This is a genomic window from Bradyrhizobium sp. 192 (assembly GCF_023100965.1).
In the GTDB taxonomy this organism is placed as follows: Bacteria; Pseudomonadota; Alphaproteobacteria; order Rhizobiales; family Xanthobacteraceae; genus Bradyrhizobium; species Bradyrhizobium symbiodeficiens.
Map to the genome: position 1 here is coordinate 639,986 of NZ_CP064690.1, position 19,780 is coordinate 659,765.

Consider the following 19,780-nt stretch of genomic DNA (forward strand, 5'->3'; position numbering starts at 1 on the left):
TCCCTCCCCCGCCTGCGGGGGAGGGTCAGGGAGAGGGTTCTCTCCACGCAGGGAACGGAGAGAGTCTTCGCAGACGGTTCGAGAGCGAGCATCACGAGCTCAGCCCTCCGGCAAGCGTCGGCACCTCCAGCGGCTTGAAGCCGTAATGGCTCAGCCAGCGGACGTCGCTGTCGAACAGCTGACGGAGGTCGGCGATGCCGTATTTCAGCATGGCGATGCGGTCGATGCCCATGCCCCAGGCGAAGCCCTGGTACTCGTCGGGATCGATACCGCAGGCGCGCAGCACGTTCGGATGCACCATGCCGCAGCCGAGAATCTCGAGCCAGTCCTCGCCCTCGCCGAAGCGGATCTCGCCCTTGTCGCGGCGGCACTGGATGTCGACCTCCAGCGACGGCTCGGTGAACGGGAAGAACGACGGGCGGAAGCGCATGTTGATGTGGTCGACCTCGAAGAACGCCTTGCAGAACTCGTGCAGGATCCATTTGAGGTGGCCGAGATGCGAGGTCTTGTCGATGACGAGGCCTTCGACCTGGTGGAATTGCGGCGTGTGGGTCGCGTCCGAATCGATGCGGTAGGTGCGGCCCGGGCAGATCACGCGGATCGGCGGCTTCTGGCTCAGCATGGTGCGCACCTGCACCGGCGAGGTGTGGGTTCGCAGCAGCATGCGCGAGCCGTCTTCCTTCGGATGGAAGAAGAACGTGTCGTGCATCTCGCGCGCCGGATGGCCTTCCGGAAAATTCAGCTTGGTGAAGTTGTAATCGTCGGTCTCGATGTCGGGGCCTTCGGCCACCGAGAATCCCATGTCGGCGAAGATCGTGGTCAGCTCGTCCCAGACCTGGCTCAGCGGATGGATGCGGCCGGCTTCCGTCGGCGCGTCGCGCAGCGGCAGCGTGACGTCGACGGTTTCGGACGCGAGACGCGCATCGAGCGCCGCCGATTTCAGCACGTCGCGCCGCGCGGCCAGCGCCTGAGTGACCTCGTCCTTGGCCTGGTTGATCGCCGCGCCCTGCGTCTTGCGCTCCTCCGGCGACATCTTGCCGAGCGTTGCCAGCAGCGCGGAAATTGAGCCTTTCTTGCCGAGGGCTGCGACACGCACGACTTCGAGCGCGGCCTCGTCGGCAGCGGTGGCGATGTCGGCGATGATCTGGGCTTGGAGCTGGGCAAGATCGGTCATGGCAATCCCTTTTGGCCAGGATGCTGAGCCGATGATCCTAGCCCGTCACACCCGGCATTGCGCCGGGCTTCCACGTCGGAGAAGTGTTTGCGCGAGAGATGACGGCCGGGGCAGTCGGGCGCGGAAACGCGCCTCTGCCCGGGCCATCACAAGCGGAACGCTACGCAGAGCACAATGCAGGACGGCTCACGCCGCCAGCACAGCTCCGGCCGCATTACGCCGCAAGAGCGGCCTTGGCCTTCTCGGCGATCGCCTGGAACGCCGCGGGCTCGCTGATCGCGAGATCCGACAGCACCTTGCGGTCCACGGTGATCCCGGACTTGGCCATGCCGTCGATAAATCGGCTGTAGGTCAGGCCGAACGGACGGACGGCAGCGTTGATGCGCTGGATCCACAGTGCGCGGAAGGTCCGCTTCTTGCGCTTGCGATCGCGGAACGCATACTGCTGGGCCTTCTCCACGGCCGGCTTGGCGGCGCGGATGGTGTTCTTGCGGCGGCCGTAGAAGCCCTTGGCGGCCTTGTAGACTTTCTTGTGCTTGGCGTGGGCGGTCACACCGCGTTTGACGCGAGACATGACGAAATCCTTCAGAGATGACTTTGGTTATCGGATTGCCGCGCAAAAGGCGGCACGGTCGGCAATGATCGGGGACGCGATCAGGCGTTCGGCAAGAAGTACTTCTTGACGTTGTCGCCGTCGGTCTTGAACAGCACCGCGGTGCCGCGCAGCTGACGGATCTGCTTCTTCGTCCGCTTGATCATGCCGTGACGCTTGCCGCGATGGGCGAACATCACTTTGCCGGTGGCAGTCACCTTGAAGCGCTTTTTAGCGCCCGATTTGGTCTTCAGCTTGGGCATTTGGCTCTCCTAATGGCACAGAGATCCGCCCGCGAAGGCGGCTGGCCGTCAAAAATGCTCGTTAGAGCGTTGATTGTGCTCAAGTTTTGCGAACAAGCGCGAAACCCGCACGGACACCGCCACGGCAGCCCTTAATCAGCCGGGCGATGAAGGCCGGGCTTATGACAGAGAACGGGCGAATTGGCAACGATGAACCGGCGGAACCTACCGGCCGACTATTCGGTGCTGGTACACATATGTCCAAGCAGTGTCGCCCGGAGCAGGACCAAAATGGCCCGTTTGTCCCAAACGCTTTTTTCTTTGACTGATTTCGTCCGCCCGCGCCGTCTGGGGCTGCTCGCCGTACTCGCCACAGCCGCGCTGCCATCGACCGCCGATGCCCGCGTCGGCGGCTATGACGGCATCTGGAATGTCACCTTCGCCACCAGCCGGGGCAATTGCAGCTCCGGCTATAGCGTCCCCTTCACGGTAACGGGCAGCCGTGTCTCCTCCGCGGGCGGCGGCCGGGTCTCCGGTACGGTCAAGCGCGGCGGTGCTGTGGCGGTCCATGTCTCGGTCGGCGCCTCCCATGCCAGCGGCGGCGGCCGGCTCGCCGGCGTGAATGGCACCGGCTCGTGGAAGGGCATCATTTCCGGAGACCAATGCAGCGGCACCTGGCAGGCGACAAGGACGTAGCGGCGCAGCTCGCCCAAAACAAAACGGCCCGCCGGAAATCCGTACGGGCCGTTGAAATCTCTATCTTAACAAGCCGGCGTCAGCGCGGCGCCAGCACCATGACGACCTGGCGGCCCTCGAACCTGGCGTCCTGCTCGACCTTGGCGAGCTCGGCGACGTCGGTCTTGATCTTGTCGAGCAGCTTGGTGCCGATCTCCTGGTGCGCCATTTCGCGGCCGCGATAGCGCAACGTGATCTTGACCTTGTCACCCTCTTCGAAGAACCGCTGCATCGCGCGCATCTTAACTTCGTAATCGTGGTCGTCGATCATCGGGCGGAGCTTGATCTCCTTGATCTCGACGATCTTCTGCCGCTTGCGGGCTTCGGCGGCTTTTTTCTGCGCGGAATATTTGTACTTCCCGTAGTCCATGATCTTGCAGACGGGAGGGCTGACGTTCGGCGAGATCTCGACCAGATCCATGCCGGCTTCCTGGGCCATGCGGATAGCCGCAACGGTCTCGACGGTGCCTTTGTTGTCACCGGCCTGATCGATCAGCTGGATCTGCGCATTGCGGATATCATCATTGATGCGCGGCCCGTCTTTGCTGGCAACGGGCGGGGCTTTATTGGGACGGCGAATGGGTTGTTCTCCAAAGTTGTGAAAGAGGCGGCTACTTTGCAGGAAGACACGTTTGCCGGCAAGCAATTCGCGCGTGCGGGCAACGAAAAACCCTCAAATGCGAGGCATTTCGGTCACGCCTGGGCACGCTGACCGACATAGACACCTTGCTTCCGTTCCGCAAGCGTCCCAAAGGGACAATGCCGGTCTCCGGCGCTGCCGAATACGACCCGATAGCTCAAACCGCGCAGCCAGGGTAAACGTTCCATGACCGATGCAATTCCTGATGCCGTGCTCGATTTCATCGATGTGGGCGAGGGCCCGTCAGCACGCAGGATCGCGGTGCGCAGCCGGCGCGGGCAGGGGCCCGGGCTGGTCTGGCTCGGCGGATTCAAATCGGACATGCAGGGCAGCAAGGCCCTGGCATTGGACGCCTGGGCCCGGGATCACGGCCGCGCCATGGTCCGGTTCGACTATTCCGGTCACGGCGAATCCGGCGGCGATTTCGCCGACGGTACCATCGGACGCTGGCTTGAGGAGTGCGTGGCGGTGGTCGAACGGTTCTGCGACGGGCCTCAGGTCCTGATCGGCTCCTCCATGGGCGGCTGGATGGCGCTGCTGCTCGCGCGCGAGATCAGGAAGCGTTCTGGCGCAGCCTCGCTCGCGGGCTTGGTGCTGATCGCGCCGGCGCCTGATTTCACCGAAGAGCTGATGTGGAAGAATTTCTCGCCCGCAGTGAAGCAGGAGATCGAAACCAAGGGCCTCTGGCTGCGTCCGTCGGAGTATGGCGACGGCTCGCCCTATCCGATCACGCGGAACCTGATCGAGGAGGGCCGCAACCATCTCGTGCTCGGCCGCGCCATCGATCTCGGCTGCCCGGTCCGCATCCTGCAGGGCGCGAAGGATCCCGACGTTCCCTGGCAGCACGCTTTCGCGCTGACGCATCGCCTGCCGGCCGACGACGTCGTGCTGACCATGATCCAGGACGGCGACCACCGCCTCTCCCGCCCGCAGGACATCGCACGCATCCTTGCCGCGGTGGCGGAGATCGGGTGAGAGTGTCGTACTCGCTGTCATTGCCCGCGAAAGCGGGCAATCCAGTATTCCAGAGACGGTCGTGCTTAAGCCGAGAAGCCGCGGCGTACTGGATGCCCCGCCTTCGCGGGGCATGACCGAGAACGCGGAGGGAGAAACGTCAATGACCACCACCGCCATGCTGCGCGCCTTCTGCGACGCTGTCGAACAGCGCAACGGCAAAGCATTCGCCGAGCTGTTCGCCGAGGACGGCGTCTATCACGACGTGTTCTACGGCGCCTTCGAAGGCCGTACCAAGATCGCTGCGATGATCGACGACTGGTTCTATCGCACGGCGACCGACTTCCGCTGGGATATGCATGATCCCGTGTCGGACGGCACCACGCTCTATGCCCGCTACACCTTCAGCTATCGTTCGACCCTGCCGGAAGCTGGCGGCGCGCGGGCGATGTTCGAGGGCGTTGCGATCATGACGCTGCGTGAGGGCAGGATCGTGAGCTATCACGAGGTCGCCAATACCGCGCCGGCATTCGTCGACCTGAAGTTCGCGCCGGAAAGAATTGCGAAGATCGTGGCCAAGCAGGGCGCGGAGCTGAAGGCGCGGCCGGAGATGCTGCGGCATCTTGCGTAGACGACAAACTACCGCTTCGACGGATTCGCCATCGGCTTGCGCTGCGCCAGCGCGGCGACCGTCGCGGTGCCGATCGGGCCCTTTTCGTCGTAGAGCCAGCATTCGCCGATCGCGACGCCGTCGGTGGCGTGATGGTTCACCACCTCGAATCCGATCCAGTTCGTCACCGGCAGGCGATGCAGATAGATCGTCACGTCGCTGTTGATGTAGCCGAGCCCGTTGTCGCCGGCATTGGCAAACGGGCTGGCGAAGTCGGCGCCGGTGGCGACGTGGACGAACGGCGTCATCGGCACGCCCGCAACGAGCTCGCGCACCTCGCTCATCCAGAGCCTTCGCGGACCGAGAGAGCCCATTTGGCCGACGATGGGGCGCGTCGTCCATTTGCCGTTCATGCCCAGCCTTGGATCAGTAGGTTTTGGAATGTCGGCCGGCTTCGGTACGTCCCAGTTCGGCGGCGACCAGACATTGCCGTCAGGATTCTGCGTCTTGCGCAGCAGCTGGCACGAGGCGCGCGCCATGCTGACTCCGCCGGAGACGAATTCCGCCTCGACCACGCGGATGCGCAACCCGTCGCGCACCAGGCGTGTCGTCACCTCGATCGGCTTGTCGATGGTCGGCAGCCGAAACATGTCGACGGTCAGCCGCGCCGGCATCAATTCGGGACCGGAATGGCGCTCCTCGATGGCGAAGCCGAGCAGCCCGACGACGACGCGTCCGTGCAGCGATTTCGGATCCCACGGACCATTGGCGGCTTCCGTCGGATGGAATGTGTCACCGTTGCGGGTGAAGAAAGGCAGGTTTGTCATGGCGCGCGACTTTGCGGGAACGCGCCGGGAAATCAAGTCTGGGAAGCGGCCTGCCACTCCTCACGAACACTCTCGTCGTGCTCGCTCGCGATGGTGTTCGTCTTGATCGCCGCAAACTCCTCCGGCGACACCAACTGCCGCAGCGCCCACACCGCGGCGCCGCGGACCAGCGGGCTCGCATCCTCAAGCAACCGTCGCACTTCGTTCGCCAGCGCGACGTCACCCGAGTTGCCGATCGCGATCAGCACGTTCCGCAAGAAGCGGTCGCGGCCGATGCGCTTGACCGGCGACTTCGTGAACAGCGCGCGGAACGCGGCGTCGTCGAGCCGTGCGAGGTCGGCAAGATCAGGCGCGCGTAGCTCGTCGCGTGCTGCGAGCTTGGCCTCGCGTCCCTCCTGCGCGAACTTGTTCCAGGGACACGCCGCGAGGCAATCGTCGCAGCCGTAGATACGGTTGCCGATGGCTTTGCGGAATTCGTGCGGGATCGGTCCCTTGTTCTCGATGGTGAGATAGGAGATGCAGCGCCGCGCATCGAGCTTGTAAGACGCGGGAAACGCCGACGTCGGGCAGATGTCGAGACAGGCCCGGCACGAGCCGCAATGATCGATCTCGGCATCGTCGCGCGGCAACTCCAGCGTGGTGTAGATCGCGCCGAGGAACAGCCACGAGCCGAATTCGCGCGAGACGAGGTTGGTGTGCTTGCCCTGCCAGCCGAGACCCGCGGTTTGCGCCAGCGGCTTCTCCATCACCGCCGCGGTGTCGACGAACACCTTGACGTCCGACGGCGCGGTTGCGACCAGCCAGCGCGCCAGCGCCTTCAGGCGCTTCTTGATGAGATCGTGATAGTCATCGCCCTGCGCATAGACCGAGATCGCCGCGCGTGTGCGTTGCTCGAGGATCGCGAGCGGATCGGAATCGGGGCCGTAATTGACGCCGAGCATGATCACCGAGCGAACGTCAGCCCACAGCCCGCGCGGATCGACCCGGCGCTCCGGCTGGTTCGCGAGCCAGTCCATGTCGCCATGGCTGCCCGACGCGATGAATTCGAGGAAGTATTTTCCGGCGCTCTCGATCGTGCCCGGCGCGGTGATGCCGATGCAGTCGAAGCCGAGCGCACGCGCTTCGCGCTCGAGTTCAGCGCGCAAGAGAACCAGGTCTGTGCCCGACTTGTTCAACAATGCATCCGCACTTGACGTCGTCATGGCCGGGCTTGTCCCGGCCATCCACGATCTTGCTTGGCGTTCATAGAAAGTGAAAGAACGTAGATGCCCGGGACAAGCCCGGGCATGACGACCTTCCTCAGAAATCCAGGTCCACATAGGTCCGCGACGCCGGCACGCCGGCCAGCCATTCGCTCAGCAGCGGACGGAACGACGGACGGGACTTCACCCGCGCGTACCACGCCTTTGCCGCGTCGTCCTCGCTCCATGGCACGTCGCCCAGATAGTCGATCGCCGAGAGATGCGCCGCGGCGGCGAGATCCGCGTAAGTGAGCCGGTCGCCGGCGAGGAAATTACGCGTCTGCGCCAGCCAGCCGATATAGGCCAGATGATAGCGCACATTGGCCTTGGCGGCGCGCATCACGTCGGCCGAAGGCGCCCCGCCACCGTTCTCCTCGCTCATGAAGCGCTTGTAGATGCGCTCGGTGACGAGTGGGTGCGAGACCTCCTCGAAGAACTTTTCGTTGAACCAGGCCATCAGCCGGCGGACCTCGACGCGCTCGGAGATCGTCTCCGGCATCAGGCGCTTCGGCCCCATCTCGGCGCCATAGGCCTCGTCGATATATTCGGCGATGATCGCAGCGCCCGGGATCGGCGGGTGCTCGTCGTCCACCATCACAGGCGTCGTGCCCGCCGCGTTGAGCAACAGAAACGCCTCGCGCCGCTCCCAGCTGCGCTCTTCGACCAGCTTGATGTCGAGCCCGTATTCGCCCGCGATCAGACGAATGAAACGCGAATGCGGACAGAACGGATGATGAAACAGCGTAAACATGAAGCCTTTGACTATGTGATGGTGCTTAAGATTCCATCAATGTTTGTGCGGCGCCACACTAGTCCTTCAAAACCGCGAGGCAAGAGCGTGATTTCGCATTTTGCGATTGCGGCATGGGGGCGAATAGGCGAGAAGAGCCCCGCTTTTCCAGCCGAAATGGACCGTAAATATGTCAGACGCAATACGGGCAGTGATCCTCGGCATCATCGAGGGTGTGACCGAGTTCCTTCCCGTGTCCTCGACCGGCCATTTGCTGCTCGCGGAACGCTTCTTCCATCTCGGCGAAGGTGCCTTCTGGGATTCGTTTACGGTTCTGATCCAGCTGGGTGCGATCCTCGCGATCGTCGGGCTGTACTTCAAGAAGCTCTGGGATGTCGTGATCGGCTTCTTCACGGGCGACACCTATTCGCGCCGTTTCGTGATCGGCGTGCTGGTGGCGTTTTTGCCCGCCGTCATCGTCGGCCTCGTCGCCGGCAAATACATCAAGAGCGTGCTGTTCAATCCCTGGGTCGTCTGCTTCACGCTGATCGTCGGCGGCGCCATCCTGCTCTGGGTCGACAAGCTCGACCTCAAGCCGCGCGAGCATGACGCCACCAGGTTTCCGCTGCTGATGTATCTCTATATCGGCATCGCGCAGTGCGTGGCGATGATCCCCGGCGTGTCGCGTTCCGGCGCCAGCATCGTCGCGGCGATGTTCCTCGGCGCCGACAAGCGCGCGGCGGCGGAGTTCTCGTTCTTCCTCGCCATCCCCACCATGATCGGTGCGTTCGCCTACGACTTCTACAAGAACCGCTCCGAGATGACGATGGACCACATGGGCGTCGTCGCGATCGGTTTCGTGGTGTCGTTCATCACCGCGATCATCGTGGTCAAGACGTTCCTGGAATATGTCACCCGGCACGGCTTCGTGGTGTTCGCGTGGTGGCGCGTCATCGTCGGCACCCTCGGCCTGATCGCGCTGGCGCTGGGGCGTTAAGCATCTCTGATCGGGGCTACGCCCGCATCACGTCTGCAACGCAAAATAAGCTTTTGGTCGCTAGTCAGTTTCCTACGCCGGGCGGCGCGCGTCCGGCACAGGAGCTGAGCCATGACCCTCGTCAGCGGCTGGGGCCGTTTCCCGGTCGTCGATAGCGATGTGCTGCGCCCGCGGTCGTTCGCGGCGGTCGGCGAAGCCGTCTCGGCCGGCACCATCGCGCGCGGCAACGGCCGAGCCTATGGCGATGCCGCGATCGGCGCCGCGCGGACCGTGACGATGACCGGCTTCGACCGGGTCAGGTCGTTCGATCCGGCAACCGGTCGCATCCGTCTCGAAGCCGGCGTTCTGCTGTCGGACCTGATCGACACCTTCGGCCCGCGCGGCTTCCTGCCCTTCGTCGTGCCGGGCACGCGCTTCGTCTCGATCGGCGGCGCCATTGCGGCCGATGTGCACGGCAAGAACCATCATTCCGAGGGCGGCTTCGGCCGCTACGTCGACAGCCTCCTGCTGCGCACCGGGCAGGGCGAGGTCATCGAGGCCTCGCGCGACGAGAAGTCCGACGCCTTCTTCGCGACGGTCGGCGGCATGGGCCTGACCGGCATCATCCTCGAAGCGACGATGCGGCTGCGGCGGGTCGAGACCGGCTGGATCCGCGAGCGGGTGATCTCCGCGTCCGACCTCGATGCCGCGATGCGCGCGCTCGAGGCGGGCGACGCCGCGACCTATTCGGTCGCCTGGATCGACTGCGTGGCACGCGGCCGCGATCTCGGCCGCTCCCTGATCTATCTCGGCGAGCATGCGGACAGAGGGGAACTGGCGGAAGGCGCCGATGCATTTCCGGTCGGCAAGGACTCTCGCCTCAGCGTGCCGGTCGACCTGCCGTCGATCGCATTGAACCGCATCAGCGTCCGCGCCTTCAACGAGCTCTATTACCGCATGGGCGCGCGCCGGGCCGGCGGCAGCCATGTGGTCTCGCTCTATCCGTATTTCTTTCCGCTCGACAGCGTCAGTGACTGGAATCGCATCTACGGCAAGCGCGGCTTCCTTCAGCATCAATGCGTGATCCCGCAAGCCGGCGCGCGCGCCGTGCTCGGCGAGATCCTCGATCGGGTCGCGCGGCGCGGCGACGCCTCCTTCCTCGCCGTGCTCAAGAAGCTCGGCCAAGGCGACGGCATCCTGTCGTTCCCGCTGCCGGGCTACACGCTGGCGCTGGATTTCCCGGTGAAGGGCGACATCCTGAATTTCCTCGACGAGATCGATCGCCTGGTCGTCGCCGCCGGCGGCCGGCTTTATCTGGCGAAAGACGCCCGCCAGTCGCGCGCGACCTTCGAGGCCGGCTATCCTGCCCTGCAGCGTTTCAACGCGATCCGCAAATCGCTCGATCCCGCCGGCAACATCCGATCGAAACTTTCACAACGTCTGTTCGATGAGGTCTAGGCCGTGACGTCACGCAAATCCGTATTGGTGCTCGGCGGCTCCTCCGACATCGGCCGCGCCGCGGCGCGCGCCTTTGCCAAAGCGGGATACGATGTTGCCCTTGCCGGCCGCGACGTTGCCGCGCTGGAGCCAGATGCCGCCGATCTGCGCGCGCGTTACAATGTCGAGGTCGGCCTCCACAAATTCGATGTGCTCGACACCGCCGCGTTCGAGAGCTTTGTCGGAGCTCTTCCCGCGCTGCCCGAAATCGTCATCTCCATCGTCGGCCTGCTCGGTGTGCAGCAGGATGCCGAGAGCGACCTCGTCCACGCCACCGCGATCATGCGCTCGAACTACGAAGGGCCCGCGCTGATCCTCGGCCTGTTCGCCGAAAAATTCCTGGCGCGCGGCAGCGGCACGATCGTCGGCGTGTCGTCCGTGGCCGGTGATCGCGGGCGGGCCTCGAACTATGTCTATGGCTCGGCCAAGGCCGGCTTCTCCGCCTTCCTCTCCGGCCTGCGCGCCCGCGCCAGCCATGGCGGCGTGCATGTCGTCACCGTCAAGCCCGGCTTCGTCCGCACCAGGATGACGGAGGGCATGAAGCTGATCGGCCCTCTGACCGTCGAAGCACCGGTGGTCGGCGATGCCATTCTCCGCGCGGTCGAGAACAAGACCGACGTCGTCTATGTCAGCGGCAAATGGCGCCTCGTGATGCTGATCATCAAGACGCTGCCGGAAGCGGTGTTCAAGAAGCTGAAGTTCTGAGGTTCTTGCGGCTTGCACACAGTCTCGTCATGCCCGGCCTTGTGCCGGGCATCCACGTTCTTGGCATCCGCGTTTAGCAGAGACGTGGATGGCCGGGTCAAGCCCGGCCATGACGGCGGAGAGAGTGGTGCCTCACACGCCCATCCGCTGGAACTGGCCCTGGGGGCGGAAACGCCAGAGATATTGCGGGGCGATCGCTTCCAGCGAATCGGGGGTGATACCGAGCCCTTCCAGCGTGAGGCCGGCGGCCTTCGCCGCATCCGACACGATGTTGTCGTGCTCCAGCAGCGTGACCTGGTCCGGCGTCAGCTTGAACGCGCCCGGCGCGAATTGCAGGAAGGCGGCCTTGAAGCGGGCGAGGCCGAACGGCAGCGGGATCAGCATCCGCTCGCGGTCGATGATCTCCAGGATGGCCTCGATGATCTCGCGCATGGTCAGCACTTCCGCGCCGCCAAGCTCGTAGGTCGCGCCCGCCTTGGCCTTGCCGTCGACCGCGTCCGCGATCGCGGTGGCGACGTCGCCGACATAGACCGGCTGCATCTTCGTTTCGCCGCCGATCAGCGGCAGCACCGGCGACATCCGGGCCAGCGCGGCAAAGCGGTTGGTGAACTGGTCCTCGGGGCCGAATATCACGGAGGGACGGAAGATCGTGGCCGAGGGCACCGCGGCCAGCACCGCCGCTTCGCCGGCGGCCTTGGCGCGCGCGTAGGCCGAGGGCGATTCCGCATCGGCGCCGATCGCCGAGACATGCACCATTCGGGCGCCAACGGCCGCGGCCGCCTTGGCGACGGTCTCGGCGCCCTTGGCCTGGACGGCGTCGAAGCTCTGCGCGCCACCCTCGGCGAGGATGCCCACCAGATTGATCACCACATCCGAATCACGCACCGCCGCCTCGACCGAGGCCGGATAGCGCAAATTGGCCTGCACGGTGTGGACCTGGCCGACTTTGCCGGAGGGCTGGAGGTATCCGGCGAGTTCCGGCCGCCGCACGGCGGCCCGGACCCGGTAATCCCGCCGGCACAGCGCGCGGACCACATTCCGGCCCAAAAACCCCGATCCGCCGAAAACCGTGACGAGCGTTTCCAGATTCGATGCCATGGGAGCCGTTCCTGCGGAAAAGAGTGCGTCGTGTCAGGCTTGTATCGGGCCGGTTTGCGATGCGCAATCGGCATCCCGAACCGGGCTTGAAGCATGAATTGACAACGGCGTCACCGAACCGTAGTAACCGCCTCCGTGCCCCAAACGGCATGCCCAGGTGGTGGAATTGGTAGACGCGCTGGCTTCAGGTGCCAGTGGCTTAACGGCCGTGAAGGTTCGAGTCCTTTCCTGGGCACCACCCCCAACCCAAGTGGTTGAAATCGCTCACTTGCAGGGAATTTGAGCCGCTGACCGGTACTCAAAGCCGGGATACAGCGCGTATGAACTACTGACTCACATCTACCTCCACACCGATTCCTCTTCTTCGCACTGGAATTTCAGGTACGGAAAACCGGGGTCCTTGTCGAAGTGAAGCCGACGGTTTGGGTCGGAGAGTCGCTCAGGCAAGTGCTACGCGGCGACAGCCGTTGCCCGGATGCCAGGTGAGCTACGAACGACGTCCACCGCGCTCGCGGCCGAAGCCGTCGTCGCGATGTGGGAAAAGGTCGGCAAAGCTGATGACCCTAAGAGCCTAAGAGGTCTCAGTGCTCGTTGACCGCAGCGCCGAGCTTGATCAGGCTCAGCGAGCGGTTCGCGGTCTCGCGCAGGCGGCAGTAGCTCGCGTCGCCCGGGTACATGCCGGGCTCGACTTTGTCGAAGACCGCGCAGAAGCGATCACGTGACGCGGCGAAAGTTTTCTGGGATTCCTCGACCGCCTTGATCACGTCGGTGAACCCGCCGGCCTTAACCTTTTTTAGCGCCTCACTGGTTTTCTGCGTCCAGACGGCGAGTTCGCGCGCCGCGCAGGCTTTCCATTTGGCAACGTCGTCATTCTCGCCCTTTGCCGCTTTGATGCAGGGGTCGGCGACGAGCCCGACGCACGCGCCGCCGAAACCGCCGGTTTTCTCCGCGGTCTTCAGGCAGGCATCGATCACCGCAAGGTCAGCTGGCGCGGTGCCTTGGGCGAAAGCCATCGACGCTAGCGGGAGGCTTGCGGCGAACATCGCGGCGGCAAGTCTGAGCTTCATTGGAGGTCTCATGCGCCTTGACCTGACTTACGAGATTTTCGACCAATAGGTGATACTTGCAACTTTGGTCATCGAAGGCCCAGCGTTGGTTCACCTGAATGTGGAACAGGAGCTACGCTGACGAATAGTGACGGCGGGACCGGTTAAGGCACGCACCGGCTATCAAGCGTCCCAACGCGCAAGAGCGCCGTGGGCGGCGCCCTGGTCGTCACGGATGCGATGCACGGTCTGCCGGCTCAGGCCGCCTTTGCCGCCCGTCACACCACGCTTTGACCCGCCCGCTCCGCCACCGCCCTCTGCACGAAATACATCGCGACCAGCGTGATGATCGTCGTCGCGACGACGACGTAGCCGATCCGGTCGAAATGGAGCAGCGAGCCGTCGGGCGCTTGCGCGATGATCGCGCCGGCGAGGACCGAGCCGAGGCCGCCGGAGAGTTGTTGCAGCGAGGCGCTGACCGCGCTGAAGGAGCCGCGCTGGTCGGGATCGGGGATTGCCGACATCAGGGCCTGCGACGGGATCATGCGCGAGAAGATGCCGACGAACATCAGCACGTTGACGGTGATCGCGGTCACGAGCGAGACGTGACCGAGATGGGTGTAGATCAGCACCATGATGACGGTCATCACGCAGCCGAACACGAAGGTCGGATATTTGCCGAACGCATCGCTCGCCCGGCCGACCAGCGGCCCCGTGACGATGCTGAACAGGCCGGAGACGAGATAGATCGTCGGCAGATGCGTGATGTCGATGCCGAGATTGTGCACGGTGAAGGCGCTCGAGAACGGCATCAGCATGTAGCCGCCGGTCGCCAGCAGCGTCGTGACGAAGAAGGCCAGCGTGTAGCGCGGCTCACCGATCGTCGCGACCAGATGGTGGAACGGGTTTCTGTCCTGCTTCAGCTTCAGATGCGCGTCGACCGGCTCCATGGCGAAGGCGATGATCGCGATCGCGGCGATCGACACGATGACGATCGCGATGAAGCAGACATGCCAGCTCCAGTGATTGGCGAGGAACAGTCCGGCTGGAATGCCGAGCACCTGGCTCGCGGCGAACGCGGTCTGGATGAATCCCATCACGCGGCCGCGCAAATGCAGCGCGAACAGATCGGTGACGATGGCGAGTACCACCGCGCCGATCACGCCGCCGAACAATCCGGTCACGATCCGGCCGAGCAGCAGCACGTGGTAGTTCGGCGCGGCGGCGCACAGCATGGTGCCGAGCGTGAAGCCGACATAGAAGAACAACAGCAGGCGCTTGCGGTCGAAGCGATCGGCAAAGCCGGCGGCGAGGATGCCCGACAGTCCGGCGCTGAAGGCATAGGCCGACACCGCGACGCCGAATTGGGTGGCCGTGATGTCGAGCGCGGGCATCAGGATGGCGCCGAGCGGCGACATGATGATGAAGTCGAGGATGATCGTGAACTGCGTGAACGCGAGCAGCGCGATGAGGAGCGCCTGGTAGCGCGAGAAACCGCGCTGGCGTTCCGAAGGATCGTCGATCGGCGCGGCGAGCGTCTGTTCGGTCATGGACACCTGGTTCAAGGTAATGGGATGAGGGAAACTGGCAGATGGGGTGGGCGGGGACGATTTCCATCGGGCGCATGGCTCACATCATGGCGGAACACGAACGTCACCCGAGGTTGTGGGATCCGCGCAACAGCGGGGTAGACCCGGTGAATCCACCACGGGCTTGCCTGCCCGATTAAGCCGCCTTTAGCGAATGTCCCCTAGGCTCGCGACCGTCCATTTCCCTGCTCCCCGGCCGGATGCCGGTCAGTTTGCGGCAACTCAGAGCGTTTTCGGATGGAGCAGCCTGCGCGGCAGTACGATCCTGGCGTGCCCGAGCCGTTGCCCACGGCGGCGGCCGCGCGGACGCTCGTCATCGATCTCGAAGGCGGGCTGCTGCGGTCAGAGCTGCTGATGGAGGCGCTGTTCTCCAGCCCCGGCCGCCTGCTGGCCCGCTTCGGCGCCGGCGGACGCCCGGGCATGGCGGCGCTCACCGATATCCTGGCGCGTGCCGAGATCGACTACGCCCATCTGCCCTATGATCCCGACGTGCTGAACCAAGCGCTGGCGACGCGGGCGTGCGGCGAGAAGGTCTACCTGGTCGCCGGCCGTTTTGCCGATCATGCTGCCGGTATCGCCGCGCATCTCGGCTTCGACGGCGTGGTCGCGTCGGCTGATCTGGCTGCAGGCGAAGACCTGCCGTTCGATCGTGGCGTCATCGCGCGCATTGCCGCGCGTAGCCGCGGTCGCTTGAGCCTCAAGACCTGGGCCAAGGCGCTGCGCGTCTATCAATACGCCAAGAACACGCTGGTGTTCGTGCCTGTCATCACCGCGCATCAGTTGAATTTTGCCAGCTTCGGCTCGGCGCTGCTGGCGTTCCTGGCGTTCTCGGCTTGTGCGTCCGGCGCCTATCTGATGAACGACCTGCTGGATCTCGCCGCCGACCGGCAGCATCCGACCAAGCGCCATCGCGCGCTCGCCGCCGGAGATTTGCCGATCTCGTCCGCGCTATCGGCGATCCCCGTATTGTGGCTGTTCGCGGTCGCAGCCTCCCTCTGCATCTCGCCGCTGTTCCTCGCCGTGCTCGGCGCCTATCTCGCCACCACCATCGCCTATTCGCTCGTGCTCAAGCGCAAGATGCTGGTCGACATCGTCACGCTCGCGGGTCTCTATACGCTTCGCATCGTTGCCGGCGCGGTCGGCGTCGGCGTGGTGCTGTCGGAATGGCTGCTGATCTTCTCGCTGTTCGTGTTCACCTCGCTGGCGCTGATCAAGCGCTTCAGCGAGCTCAGCATGCGCGAGAGCGCGGGCCTTTCCGATCCCTCCAACCGCGACTATCGCGTCACTGACCTGCAAATCATCGCCGCGATGGCGGCGGCGAGCGCGATGAACGCGGTGACCGTGTTCTCGCTCTACGTCTCCTCGTCCGCGGTGACGCCGCTCTACAGCCGTCCCTGGATGCTGTGGCTGCTCAATCCGCTGCTGCTGTACTGGTTCGGCCGTGCCCTGATGATGGCGCACCGCCGCGAGATGCCCGATGATCCGATTCTGTACGCCTTCCGCGACGGCCCCAGCCGCATTGCGGTTGCGGCGATGATCTGCATCATGTTGGCGGCGATCTGAGCAAAGCCCGTGCTTGCGCGGCCCGCCGGCAATGGCTACATCGCGGGCAATCCGAATTCGCCATTGCGACGACGTAACCGAATAGACCCGAGGTTTTGAAACGCCATGACCGTACGCCTGCATCGCGGCGACCTGCCCGACCTGTCCCGCTACACCGGAGCGGTGGCGATCGACACCGAGACCATGGGGCTGAACCCGCACCGCGACCGGCTCTGCGTGGTGCAGCTCTCACCCGGCGACGGCAGCGCCGACGTGGTGCAGATCCCCAAGGGCCACACCGATGCGCCGAACCTGAAGGCCCTTCTGGCCAATCCCGCCATCACAAAAATCTTCCACTTCGCGCGGTTCGACGTCGCGGTGCTGTACCAGACCTTCGGCGTCATGACCGGCCCGATTTATTGCACCAAGATTGCCTCCCGCCTGATCCGCACCTACACCGACCGCCACGGCCTGAAAGACCTCGTGCGCGAGGTGCTCAATGTCGATCTCTCCAAGCAGCAGCAGTCCAGCGATTGGGGTTCCGACAGCCTGACCGAGCCGCAGCTCGCTTATGCCGCTTCCGACGTGCTGCACCTGCATGCCCTGCGCGAGCGGCTCGACGCCATGCTGGTGCGTGAGGGCCGCACCGCGCTGGCCAAAGCCTGTTTCGACTTCCTGCCCACCCGCGCCCTGCTCGACCTCCAGGGCTGGGAGGAGGAGGACATTTTCGCGCACTCCTGAGCCGATCTGGAGGGAGTTGCCGCCCCGTTTCGGACACTTTCGTAACGGCCTGTCGCCAGCTGCATATCTTGCCGGCGCCGGGTACAATGCACCGTCGACCCGAACAGGCTTAGCAGGCACCCTCTTAGCAGGCACCCTGGAGATCAGGTGAATTCGGCCCACAATCCCACCTATGACGCCGCGCTTGCGGCGAAGTTTGCCAGCGCGGCGCGCCACAGCCGCCTGGTGCGGATTCTGCGGGTCTCGGTCCCGGCGACGGTGATCGTCGCCATGGCCGTGATCATCTACATCGCGTTCTTCAACAAGTTCAGGATTCCGGAGCTGCCGCTCACCGTCGAGAACATGGTGGTGTCGGGCACCAAGATCACGATGGAATCGCCGCATCTTTCCGGCTTTACCCCGGACCAGCGGCCCTACGAGCTCTGGGCCAAGACCGCGACGCAGGACGTCACCGATCCCGATCATGTCGATCTCAAGGACCTGCGCGCCAAAGTGCTGATGGAGGACCAATCGACCCTGTTCCTCGATGCCCGCACCGGCCGCTTCGACAACAAGCAGCAGCAGCTCGATTTGCACAAGGATATCTTTCTGCGCACCTCCAGTGGCTATGAGGCGCGGCTGAACTCGGCCTTCGTGGACATGGGCAAGGGCACGGTCTCCTCGGACGAGCGCGTCGACGTCAAGCTGACCAACGGCACGCTGACCGCGGACAAGCTGCGCATTACGGAAGGCGGCGACGTCATCCGCTTCGAGGGCAATGTGGTGATGCATCTGGACAAGCTGGATGACCCCGCCGCCGCGCAGCCTGCGCCGGTCGAGCCTGCGCCGTCGGCCAAGTCAAAGAACAAATCTGCCAATTCAAAGTGATTTTCATGATCAGGCCTTTTCCGCGCAACCACATGCGCAATGTTATCGTCGGTGCGGCGGCACTCGCCGCCACTGTCGCGCTTGCTGCAGCCGGCGCCGCATTTGCGCAGAGCACGATGCAAGGCGTCCCCAACGCGATGCAGGGTTTCTCGCAGAACCGCGATCAGCCGATCCAGATCGAAGCCGCCTCGCTCGAGATGCGCGACAAGAAGAAGGAGGCGACCTTCGCCGGCAATGTGAAGGTCATCCAGGGCGACACCACCATGACCTCGAAGACGCTGGTGGTGTTCTACGAGTCGGGCGGCGACAAGCCCGCCACGCCACAGCCTTCGGCCAAGGCGACTAAGGGCGCGCCGATACAGTCGGCGCAGCCGGGTCCCGGCGGCAGTTCCTCGATCAAGCGTCTGGAGGCGCGCGGCAATGTCGTGGTCACGCAAAAGGACCAGGTGGTGACCGGCGACACCGCCGTGTTCGACACCAGGACCAATCTCATCACCATGCTCGGCGGTTCCGGTCAGGTCGTCCTGACCCAGTGCAAGAACGTGCTGCAAGGAGACCGATTGGTGGTCGACATGACCACAGGCGTCTCACGGGTGGAATCGGACAGCGGCAAGGTACGCGGCCTGTTCGACCAGAACAGCAAATGCGGAACGCAGGGCGGCGCTGGCGCAGGTCCACCCCTGCAATTGCCTGGCGCAACTAAACCGAAATGAATTCAACGGCTTGGTTCGAATGCTCCCGAACCGAGGTTGAAGCTTGGCCGGTGAGACTGTATCTAGCGCGCAGGGCTTTCGAAGCGGGGTCCGCCGCTTTTCGGGCGTGTTTCACTGGGCATGAGACATCCCTTCACTCAAGCTGCATCGGCGAATCGAATGGCCGGTGTGGCAGATCGCGCGAATTCGCGCGGGATCGTCGCGAAAGGCTTAGAAGGCGGGGATGGTCGATCTCTTCAGCATGTTCCGTCGGCGCCCCGCCAAGCGCGGCCGGCCAGGATTTGCGCGCCAGGACATCACCGCGCTCGGTGACGGCGTCGGCGGGCTCGTGCCCAGCCCTGTCAGGGATAAGCCGCCGATGGCCCGGGACCAGGCGATCCATGCGCCCGATCAGTTCCAGGGTGACTATCAAGGCGATTATCAAGCCGAGGCACCGCGTCCGCAGGCCGTCCACCCGCTGAGGGGCACCGCCAAATCGAATGGCGCCGGCGGGCCGCAGCTCCTGAAGCGGCCGGGTTTCCTGGCTGTGCATAGCGTGGAAAAGTCCTTTGGCAGCCGCCAGGTGGTGCGCGGCGTCAGCATCTATGTGCGCCGCGGCGAAGCCGTTGGCCTGCTCGGTCCGAACGGCGCCGGCAAGACCACCGTGTTCTACATGATCACCGGCCTGATCAAGGCCGATCGCGGCGCCATCGAGCTCGACGGCCACGACGTCACCAAGCTGCCGATGTATCAGCGCGCGCGGCTCGGCATCGGCTATCTGCCGCAGGAGGCCTCGATCTTCCGCGGCCTCACGGTCGAGCAGAACATCCGCGCCGTGCTCGAAGTGGTGGAACCCTCGCGCAAGAAGCGCGAGCAGCAGCTCGACTCGCTGCTCGACGAATTCAACATCACGCGGCTGCGCAAATCTCCGTCGATCGCGCTGTCAGGCGGCGAGCGGCGCCGTGTCGAGATTGCGCGCGCGCTGGCAACGCGTCCGAACTACATGCTGCTCGACGAGCCCTTCGCGGGCATCGATCCGATCGCGGTCGGCGACATCCAGGATCTGGTCCGCCATCTCACCAATCGCGGCATCGGCGTCCTCATCACCGACCACAATGTCCGCGAGACGCTCGGCCTCACCGATCGCGCCTACATCGTCTATGCCGGTGAAATCTTGACCGAGGGGAGCCCGGATGAGATCGTCGCCGATCCGGATGTGCGCCGCCTTTACCTTGGCGAGGAATTCCGCCTCTAGCCCGTTTTTGCGTTTCGTCAAGGCGTG

21 protein-coding genes and 1 tRNA gene are annotated in these 19,780 nt (G+C 64.4%); 12 read left to right on the forward strand and 10 right to left on the reverse strand.

The window, feature by feature from the left end:
- Positions 1-91 precede the first annotated feature (91 nt).
- The 3 genes from pheS to rpmI all read right to left on the reverse strand — a co-directional run bounded on the left by pheS (position 92) and on the right by rpmI (position 2,029).
- Positions 92-1,174 carry a phenylalanine--tRNA ligase subunit alpha gene (gene pheS / locus IVB24_RS03010; RefSeq protein WP_094976036.1) on the reverse strand — a complete coding sequence of 361 codons (1,083 nt, stop codon included), beginning with the start codon at positions 1,172-1,174 and terminating at the stop codon, positions 92-94.
- A 214-nt stretch (positions 1,175-1,388) separates the two neighbouring features.
- The gene (gene rplT, locus IVB24_RS03015; RefSeq protein WP_027561620.1) at positions 1,389-1,748 is read right to left on the reverse strand and encodes a 50S ribosomal protein L20; all 360 of its coding nucleotides are present in this window, start codon (positions 1,746-1,748) and stop codon (positions 1,389-1,391) included.
- Positions 1,749-1,828: 80 nt separating this feature from the next.
- Complete coding sequence (gene rpmI, locus IVB24_RS03020) at positions 1,829-2,029, reverse strand: 50S ribosomal protein L35 (protein WP_008143958.1); 201 nt, start codon at positions 2,027-2,029, stop codon at positions 1,829-1,831.
- Positions 2,030-2,299: 270 nt separating this feature from the next.
- On the opposite strand from rpmI, the gene IVB24_RS03025 reads away from it, so the two are divergent.
- Positions 2,300-2,704, forward strand: a complete 405-nt coding sequence (locus IVB24_RS03025; RefSeq protein ID WP_140481758.1) for a hypothetical protein — start codon at positions 2,300-2,302, stop codon at positions 2,702-2,704.
- 79 nt (positions 2,705-2,783) lie between these two features.
- On the opposite strand, the gene infC is transcribed toward IVB24_RS03025, so the two are convergent.
- Positions 2,784-3,323: a translation initiation factor IF-3 gene (gene infC / locus IVB24_RS03030; RefSeq protein WP_094977003.1), complete on the reverse strand. Its 540-nt coding sequence runs from the start codon at positions 3,321-3,323 to the stop codon at positions 2,784-2,786.
- Positions 3,324-3,569: 246 nt separating this feature from the next.
- Between infC and IVB24_RS03035 the strand changes: the two genes are divergently transcribed.
- On the forward strand, positions 3,570-4,358 hold the full coding sequence (locus tag IVB24_RS03035) for an alpha/beta hydrolase (protein WP_247772008.1): 789 nt from the start codon (positions 3,570-3,572) through the stop codon (positions 4,356-4,358).
- A gap of 142 nt (positions 4,359-4,500) precedes the next feature.
- Complete coding sequence (locus IVB24_RS03040) at positions 4,501-4,968, forward strand: nuclear transport factor 2 family protein (RefSeq protein WP_247772009.1); 468 nt, start codon at positions 4,501-4,503, stop codon at positions 4,966-4,968.
- An 8-nt stretch (positions 4,969-4,976) separates the two neighbouring features.
- On the opposite strand, the gene IVB24_RS03045 is transcribed toward IVB24_RS03040, so the two are convergent.
- The 3 genes from IVB24_RS03045 to IVB24_RS03055 all read right to left on the reverse strand — a co-directional run bounded on the left by IVB24_RS03045 (position 4,977) and on the right by IVB24_RS03055 (position 7,766).
- The gene (locus tag IVB24_RS03045; protein WP_247772010.1) at positions 4,977-5,774 is read right to left on the reverse strand and encodes an acyl-CoA thioesterase domain-containing protein; all 798 of its coding nucleotides are present in this window, start codon (positions 5,772-5,774) and stop codon (positions 4,977-4,979) included.
- A 32-nt stretch (positions 5,775-5,806) separates the two neighbouring features.
- Entirely contained in the window at positions 5,807-6,976 is a 1,170-nt protein-coding gene (queG, locus tag IVB24_RS03050) for a tRNA epoxyqueuosine(34) reductase QueG (RefSeq protein WP_247772011.1), read from the reverse strand.
- A 97-nt stretch (positions 6,977-7,073) separates the two neighbouring features.
- Positions 7,074-7,766, reverse strand: coding sequence for a glutathione S-transferase family protein (locus tag IVB24_RS03055; protein ID WP_247772012.1), 693 nt, complete (start codon positions 7,764-7,766; stop codon positions 7,074-7,076).
- Positions 7,767-7,935: 169 nt separating this feature from the next.
- On the opposite strand from IVB24_RS03055, the gene IVB24_RS03060 reads away from it, so the two are divergent.
- The 3 genes from IVB24_RS03060 to IVB24_RS03070 all read left to right on the forward strand — a co-directional run bounded on the left by IVB24_RS03060 (position 7,936) and on the right by IVB24_RS03070 (position 10,923).
- On the forward strand, positions 7,936-8,742 hold the full coding sequence (locus IVB24_RS03060; protein WP_094894142.1) for an undecaprenyl-diphosphate phosphatase: 807 nt from the start codon (positions 7,936-7,938) through the stop codon (positions 8,740-8,742).
- A gap of 111 nt (positions 8,743-8,853) precedes the next feature.
- Positions 8,854-10,179, forward strand: a complete 1,326-nt coding sequence (locus IVB24_RS03065; protein ID WP_247772013.1) for an FAD-binding oxidoreductase — start codon at positions 8,854-8,856, stop codon at positions 10,177-10,179.
- A 3-nt stretch (positions 10,180-10,182) separates the two neighbouring features.
- The gene (locus tag IVB24_RS03070; protein ID WP_247772014.1) at positions 10,183-10,923 is read left to right on the forward strand and encodes an SDR family oxidoreductase; all 741 of its coding nucleotides are present in this window, start codon (positions 10,183-10,185) and stop codon (positions 10,921-10,923) included.
- A gap of 132 nt (positions 10,924-11,055) precedes the next feature.
- Here IVB24_RS03070 and IVB24_RS03075 read toward each other — a convergent pair whose 3' ends face one another.
- A complete protein-coding gene (locus IVB24_RS03075) occupies positions 11,056-12,021 on the reverse strand; it encodes a complex I NDUFA9 subunit family protein (RefSeq protein WP_247772015.1) in 966 nt (321 codons plus the stop codon).
- 151 nt (positions 12,022-12,172) lie between these two features.
- On the opposite strand from IVB24_RS03075, the gene IVB24_RS03080 reads away from it, so the two are divergent.
- Positions 12,173-12,259: transfer RNA gene (locus IVB24_RS03080), tRNA-Leu, on the forward strand.
- 343 nt (positions 12,260-12,602) lie between these two features.
- On the opposite strand, the gene IVB24_RS03085 is transcribed toward IVB24_RS03080, so the two are convergent.
- Positions 12,603-13,064, reverse strand: coding sequence for a lysozyme inhibitor LprI family protein (locus IVB24_RS03085; protein ID WP_247772016.1), 462 nt, complete (start codon positions 13,062-13,064; stop codon positions 12,603-12,605).
- A gap of 281 nt (positions 13,065-13,345) precedes the next feature.
- Positions 13,346-14,617 (reverse strand): MFS transporter, encoded by a 1,272-nt coding sequence (locus IVB24_RS03090; protein ID WP_166476624.1) that lies wholly within the window; start codon positions 14,615-14,617, stop codon positions 13,346-13,348.
- 276 nt (positions 14,618-14,893) lie between these two features.
- On the opposite strand from IVB24_RS03090, the gene IVB24_RS03095 reads away from it, so the two are divergent.
- The 5 genes from IVB24_RS03095 to lptB all read left to right on the forward strand — a co-directional run bounded on the left by IVB24_RS03095 (position 14,894) and on the right by lptB (position 19,753).
- The gene (locus IVB24_RS03095; protein ID WP_247772017.1) at positions 14,894-16,219 is read left to right on the forward strand and encodes a UbiA family prenyltransferase; all 1,326 of its coding nucleotides are present in this window, start codon (positions 14,894-14,896) and stop codon (positions 16,217-16,219) included.
- Positions 16,220-16,324: 105 nt separating this feature from the next.
- On the forward strand, positions 16,325-16,939 hold the full coding sequence (locus IVB24_RS03100) for a ribonuclease D (RefSeq protein WP_094976049.1): 615 nt from the start codon (positions 16,325-16,327) through the stop codon (positions 16,937-16,939).
- A gap of 147 nt (positions 16,940-17,086) precedes the next feature.
- On the forward strand, positions 17,087-17,806 hold the full coding sequence (lptC, locus tag IVB24_RS03105; protein ID WP_094976050.1) for an LPS export ABC transporter periplasmic protein LptC: 720 nt from the start codon (positions 17,087-17,089) through the stop codon (positions 17,804-17,806).
- A 5-nt stretch (positions 17,807-17,811) separates the two neighbouring features.
- Complete coding sequence (locus IVB24_RS03110; RefSeq protein ID WP_166467641.1) at positions 17,812-18,519, forward strand: LptA/OstA family protein; 708 nt, start codon at positions 17,812-17,814, stop codon at positions 18,517-18,519.
- A 223-nt stretch (positions 18,520-18,742) separates the two neighbouring features.
- The gene (gene lptB, locus IVB24_RS03115; protein WP_140481744.1) at positions 18,743-19,753 is read left to right on the forward strand and encodes an LPS export ABC transporter ATP-binding protein; all 1,011 of its coding nucleotides are present in this window, start codon (positions 18,743-18,745) and stop codon (positions 19,751-19,753) included.
- The last annotated feature ends 27 nt before the right edge of the window (positions 19,754-19,780 follow it).

What these genes read in the sequence shown, in the direction of transcription:
- queG (WP_247772011.1), bottom strand. Translation starts at nt 6,976, where the DNA reads ATGACGACGTCAAGTGCGGATGCATTGTTGAACAAGTCGGGCACAGAC.
- IVB24_RS03065 (WP_247772013.1), top strand. Translation starts at nt 8,854, where the DNA reads ATGACCCTCGTCAGCGGCTGGGGCCGTTTCCCGGTCGTCGATAGCGAT.
- IVB24_RS03110 (WP_166467641.1), top strand. Translation starts at nt 17,812, where the DNA reads ATGATCAGGCCTTTTCCGCGCAACCACATGCGCAATGTTATCGTCGGT.
- rpmI (WP_008143958.1), bottom strand. Translation starts at nt 2,029, where the DNA reads ATGCCCAAGCTGAAGACCAAATCGGGCGCTAAAAAGCGCTTCAAGGTG.
- IVB24_RS03045 (WP_247772010.1), bottom strand. Translation starts at nt 5,774, where the DNA reads ATGACAAACCTGCCTTTCTTCACCCGCAACGGTGACACATTCCATCCG.
- rplT (WP_027561620.1), bottom strand. Translation starts at nt 1,748, where the DNA reads ATGTCTCGCGTCAAACGCGGTGTGACCGCCCACGCCAAGCACAAGAAA.
- IVB24_RS03085 (WP_247772016.1), bottom strand. Translation starts at nt 13,064, where the DNA reads ATGTTCGCCGCAAGCCTCCCGCTAGCGTCGATGGCTTTCGCCCAAGGC.
- IVB24_RS03035 (WP_247772008.1), top strand. Translation starts at nt 3,570, where the DNA reads ATGACCGATGCAATTCCTGATGCCGTGCTCGATTTCATCGATGTGGGC.
- IVB24_RS03075 (WP_247772015.1), bottom strand. Translation starts at nt 12,021, where the DNA reads ATGGCATCGAATCTGGAAACGCTCGTCACGGTTTTCGGCGGATCGGGG.
- IVB24_RS03100 (WP_094976049.1), top strand. Translation starts at nt 16,325, where the DNA reads ATGACCGTACGCCTGCATCGCGGCGACCTGCCCGACCTGTCCCGCTAC.
- lptB (WP_140481744.1), top strand. Translation starts at nt 18,743, where the DNA reads ATGGTCGATCTCTTCAGCATGTTCCGTCGGCGCCCCGCCAAGCGCGGC.
- IVB24_RS03095 (WP_247772017.1), top strand. Translation starts at nt 14,894, where the DNA reads ATGGAGCAGCCTGCGCGGCAGTACGATCCTGGCGTGCCCGAGCCGTTG.
- IVB24_RS03060 (WP_094894142.1), top strand. Translation starts at nt 7,936, where the DNA reads ATGTCAGACGCAATACGGGCAGTGATCCTCGGCATCATCGAGGGTGTG.
- IVB24_RS03055 (WP_247772012.1), bottom strand. Translation starts at nt 7,766, where the DNA reads ATGTTTACGCTGTTTCATCATCCGTTCTGTCCGCATTCGCGTTTCATT.
- IVB24_RS03090 (WP_166476624.1), bottom strand. Translation starts at nt 14,617, where the DNA reads ATGACCGAACAGACGCTCGCCGCGCCGATCGACGATCCTTCGGAACGC.
- IVB24_RS03040 (WP_247772009.1), top strand. Translation starts at nt 4,501, where the DNA reads ATGACCACCACCGCCATGCTGCGCGCCTTCTGCGACGCTGTCGAACAG.
- pheS (WP_094976036.1), bottom strand. Translation starts at nt 1,174, where the DNA reads ATGACCGATCTTGCCCAGCTCCAAGCCCAGATCATCGCCGACATCGCC.
- IVB24_RS03025 (WP_140481758.1), top strand. Translation starts at nt 2,300, where the DNA reads ATGGCCCGTTTGTCCCAAACGCTTTTTTCTTTGACTGATTTCGTCCGC.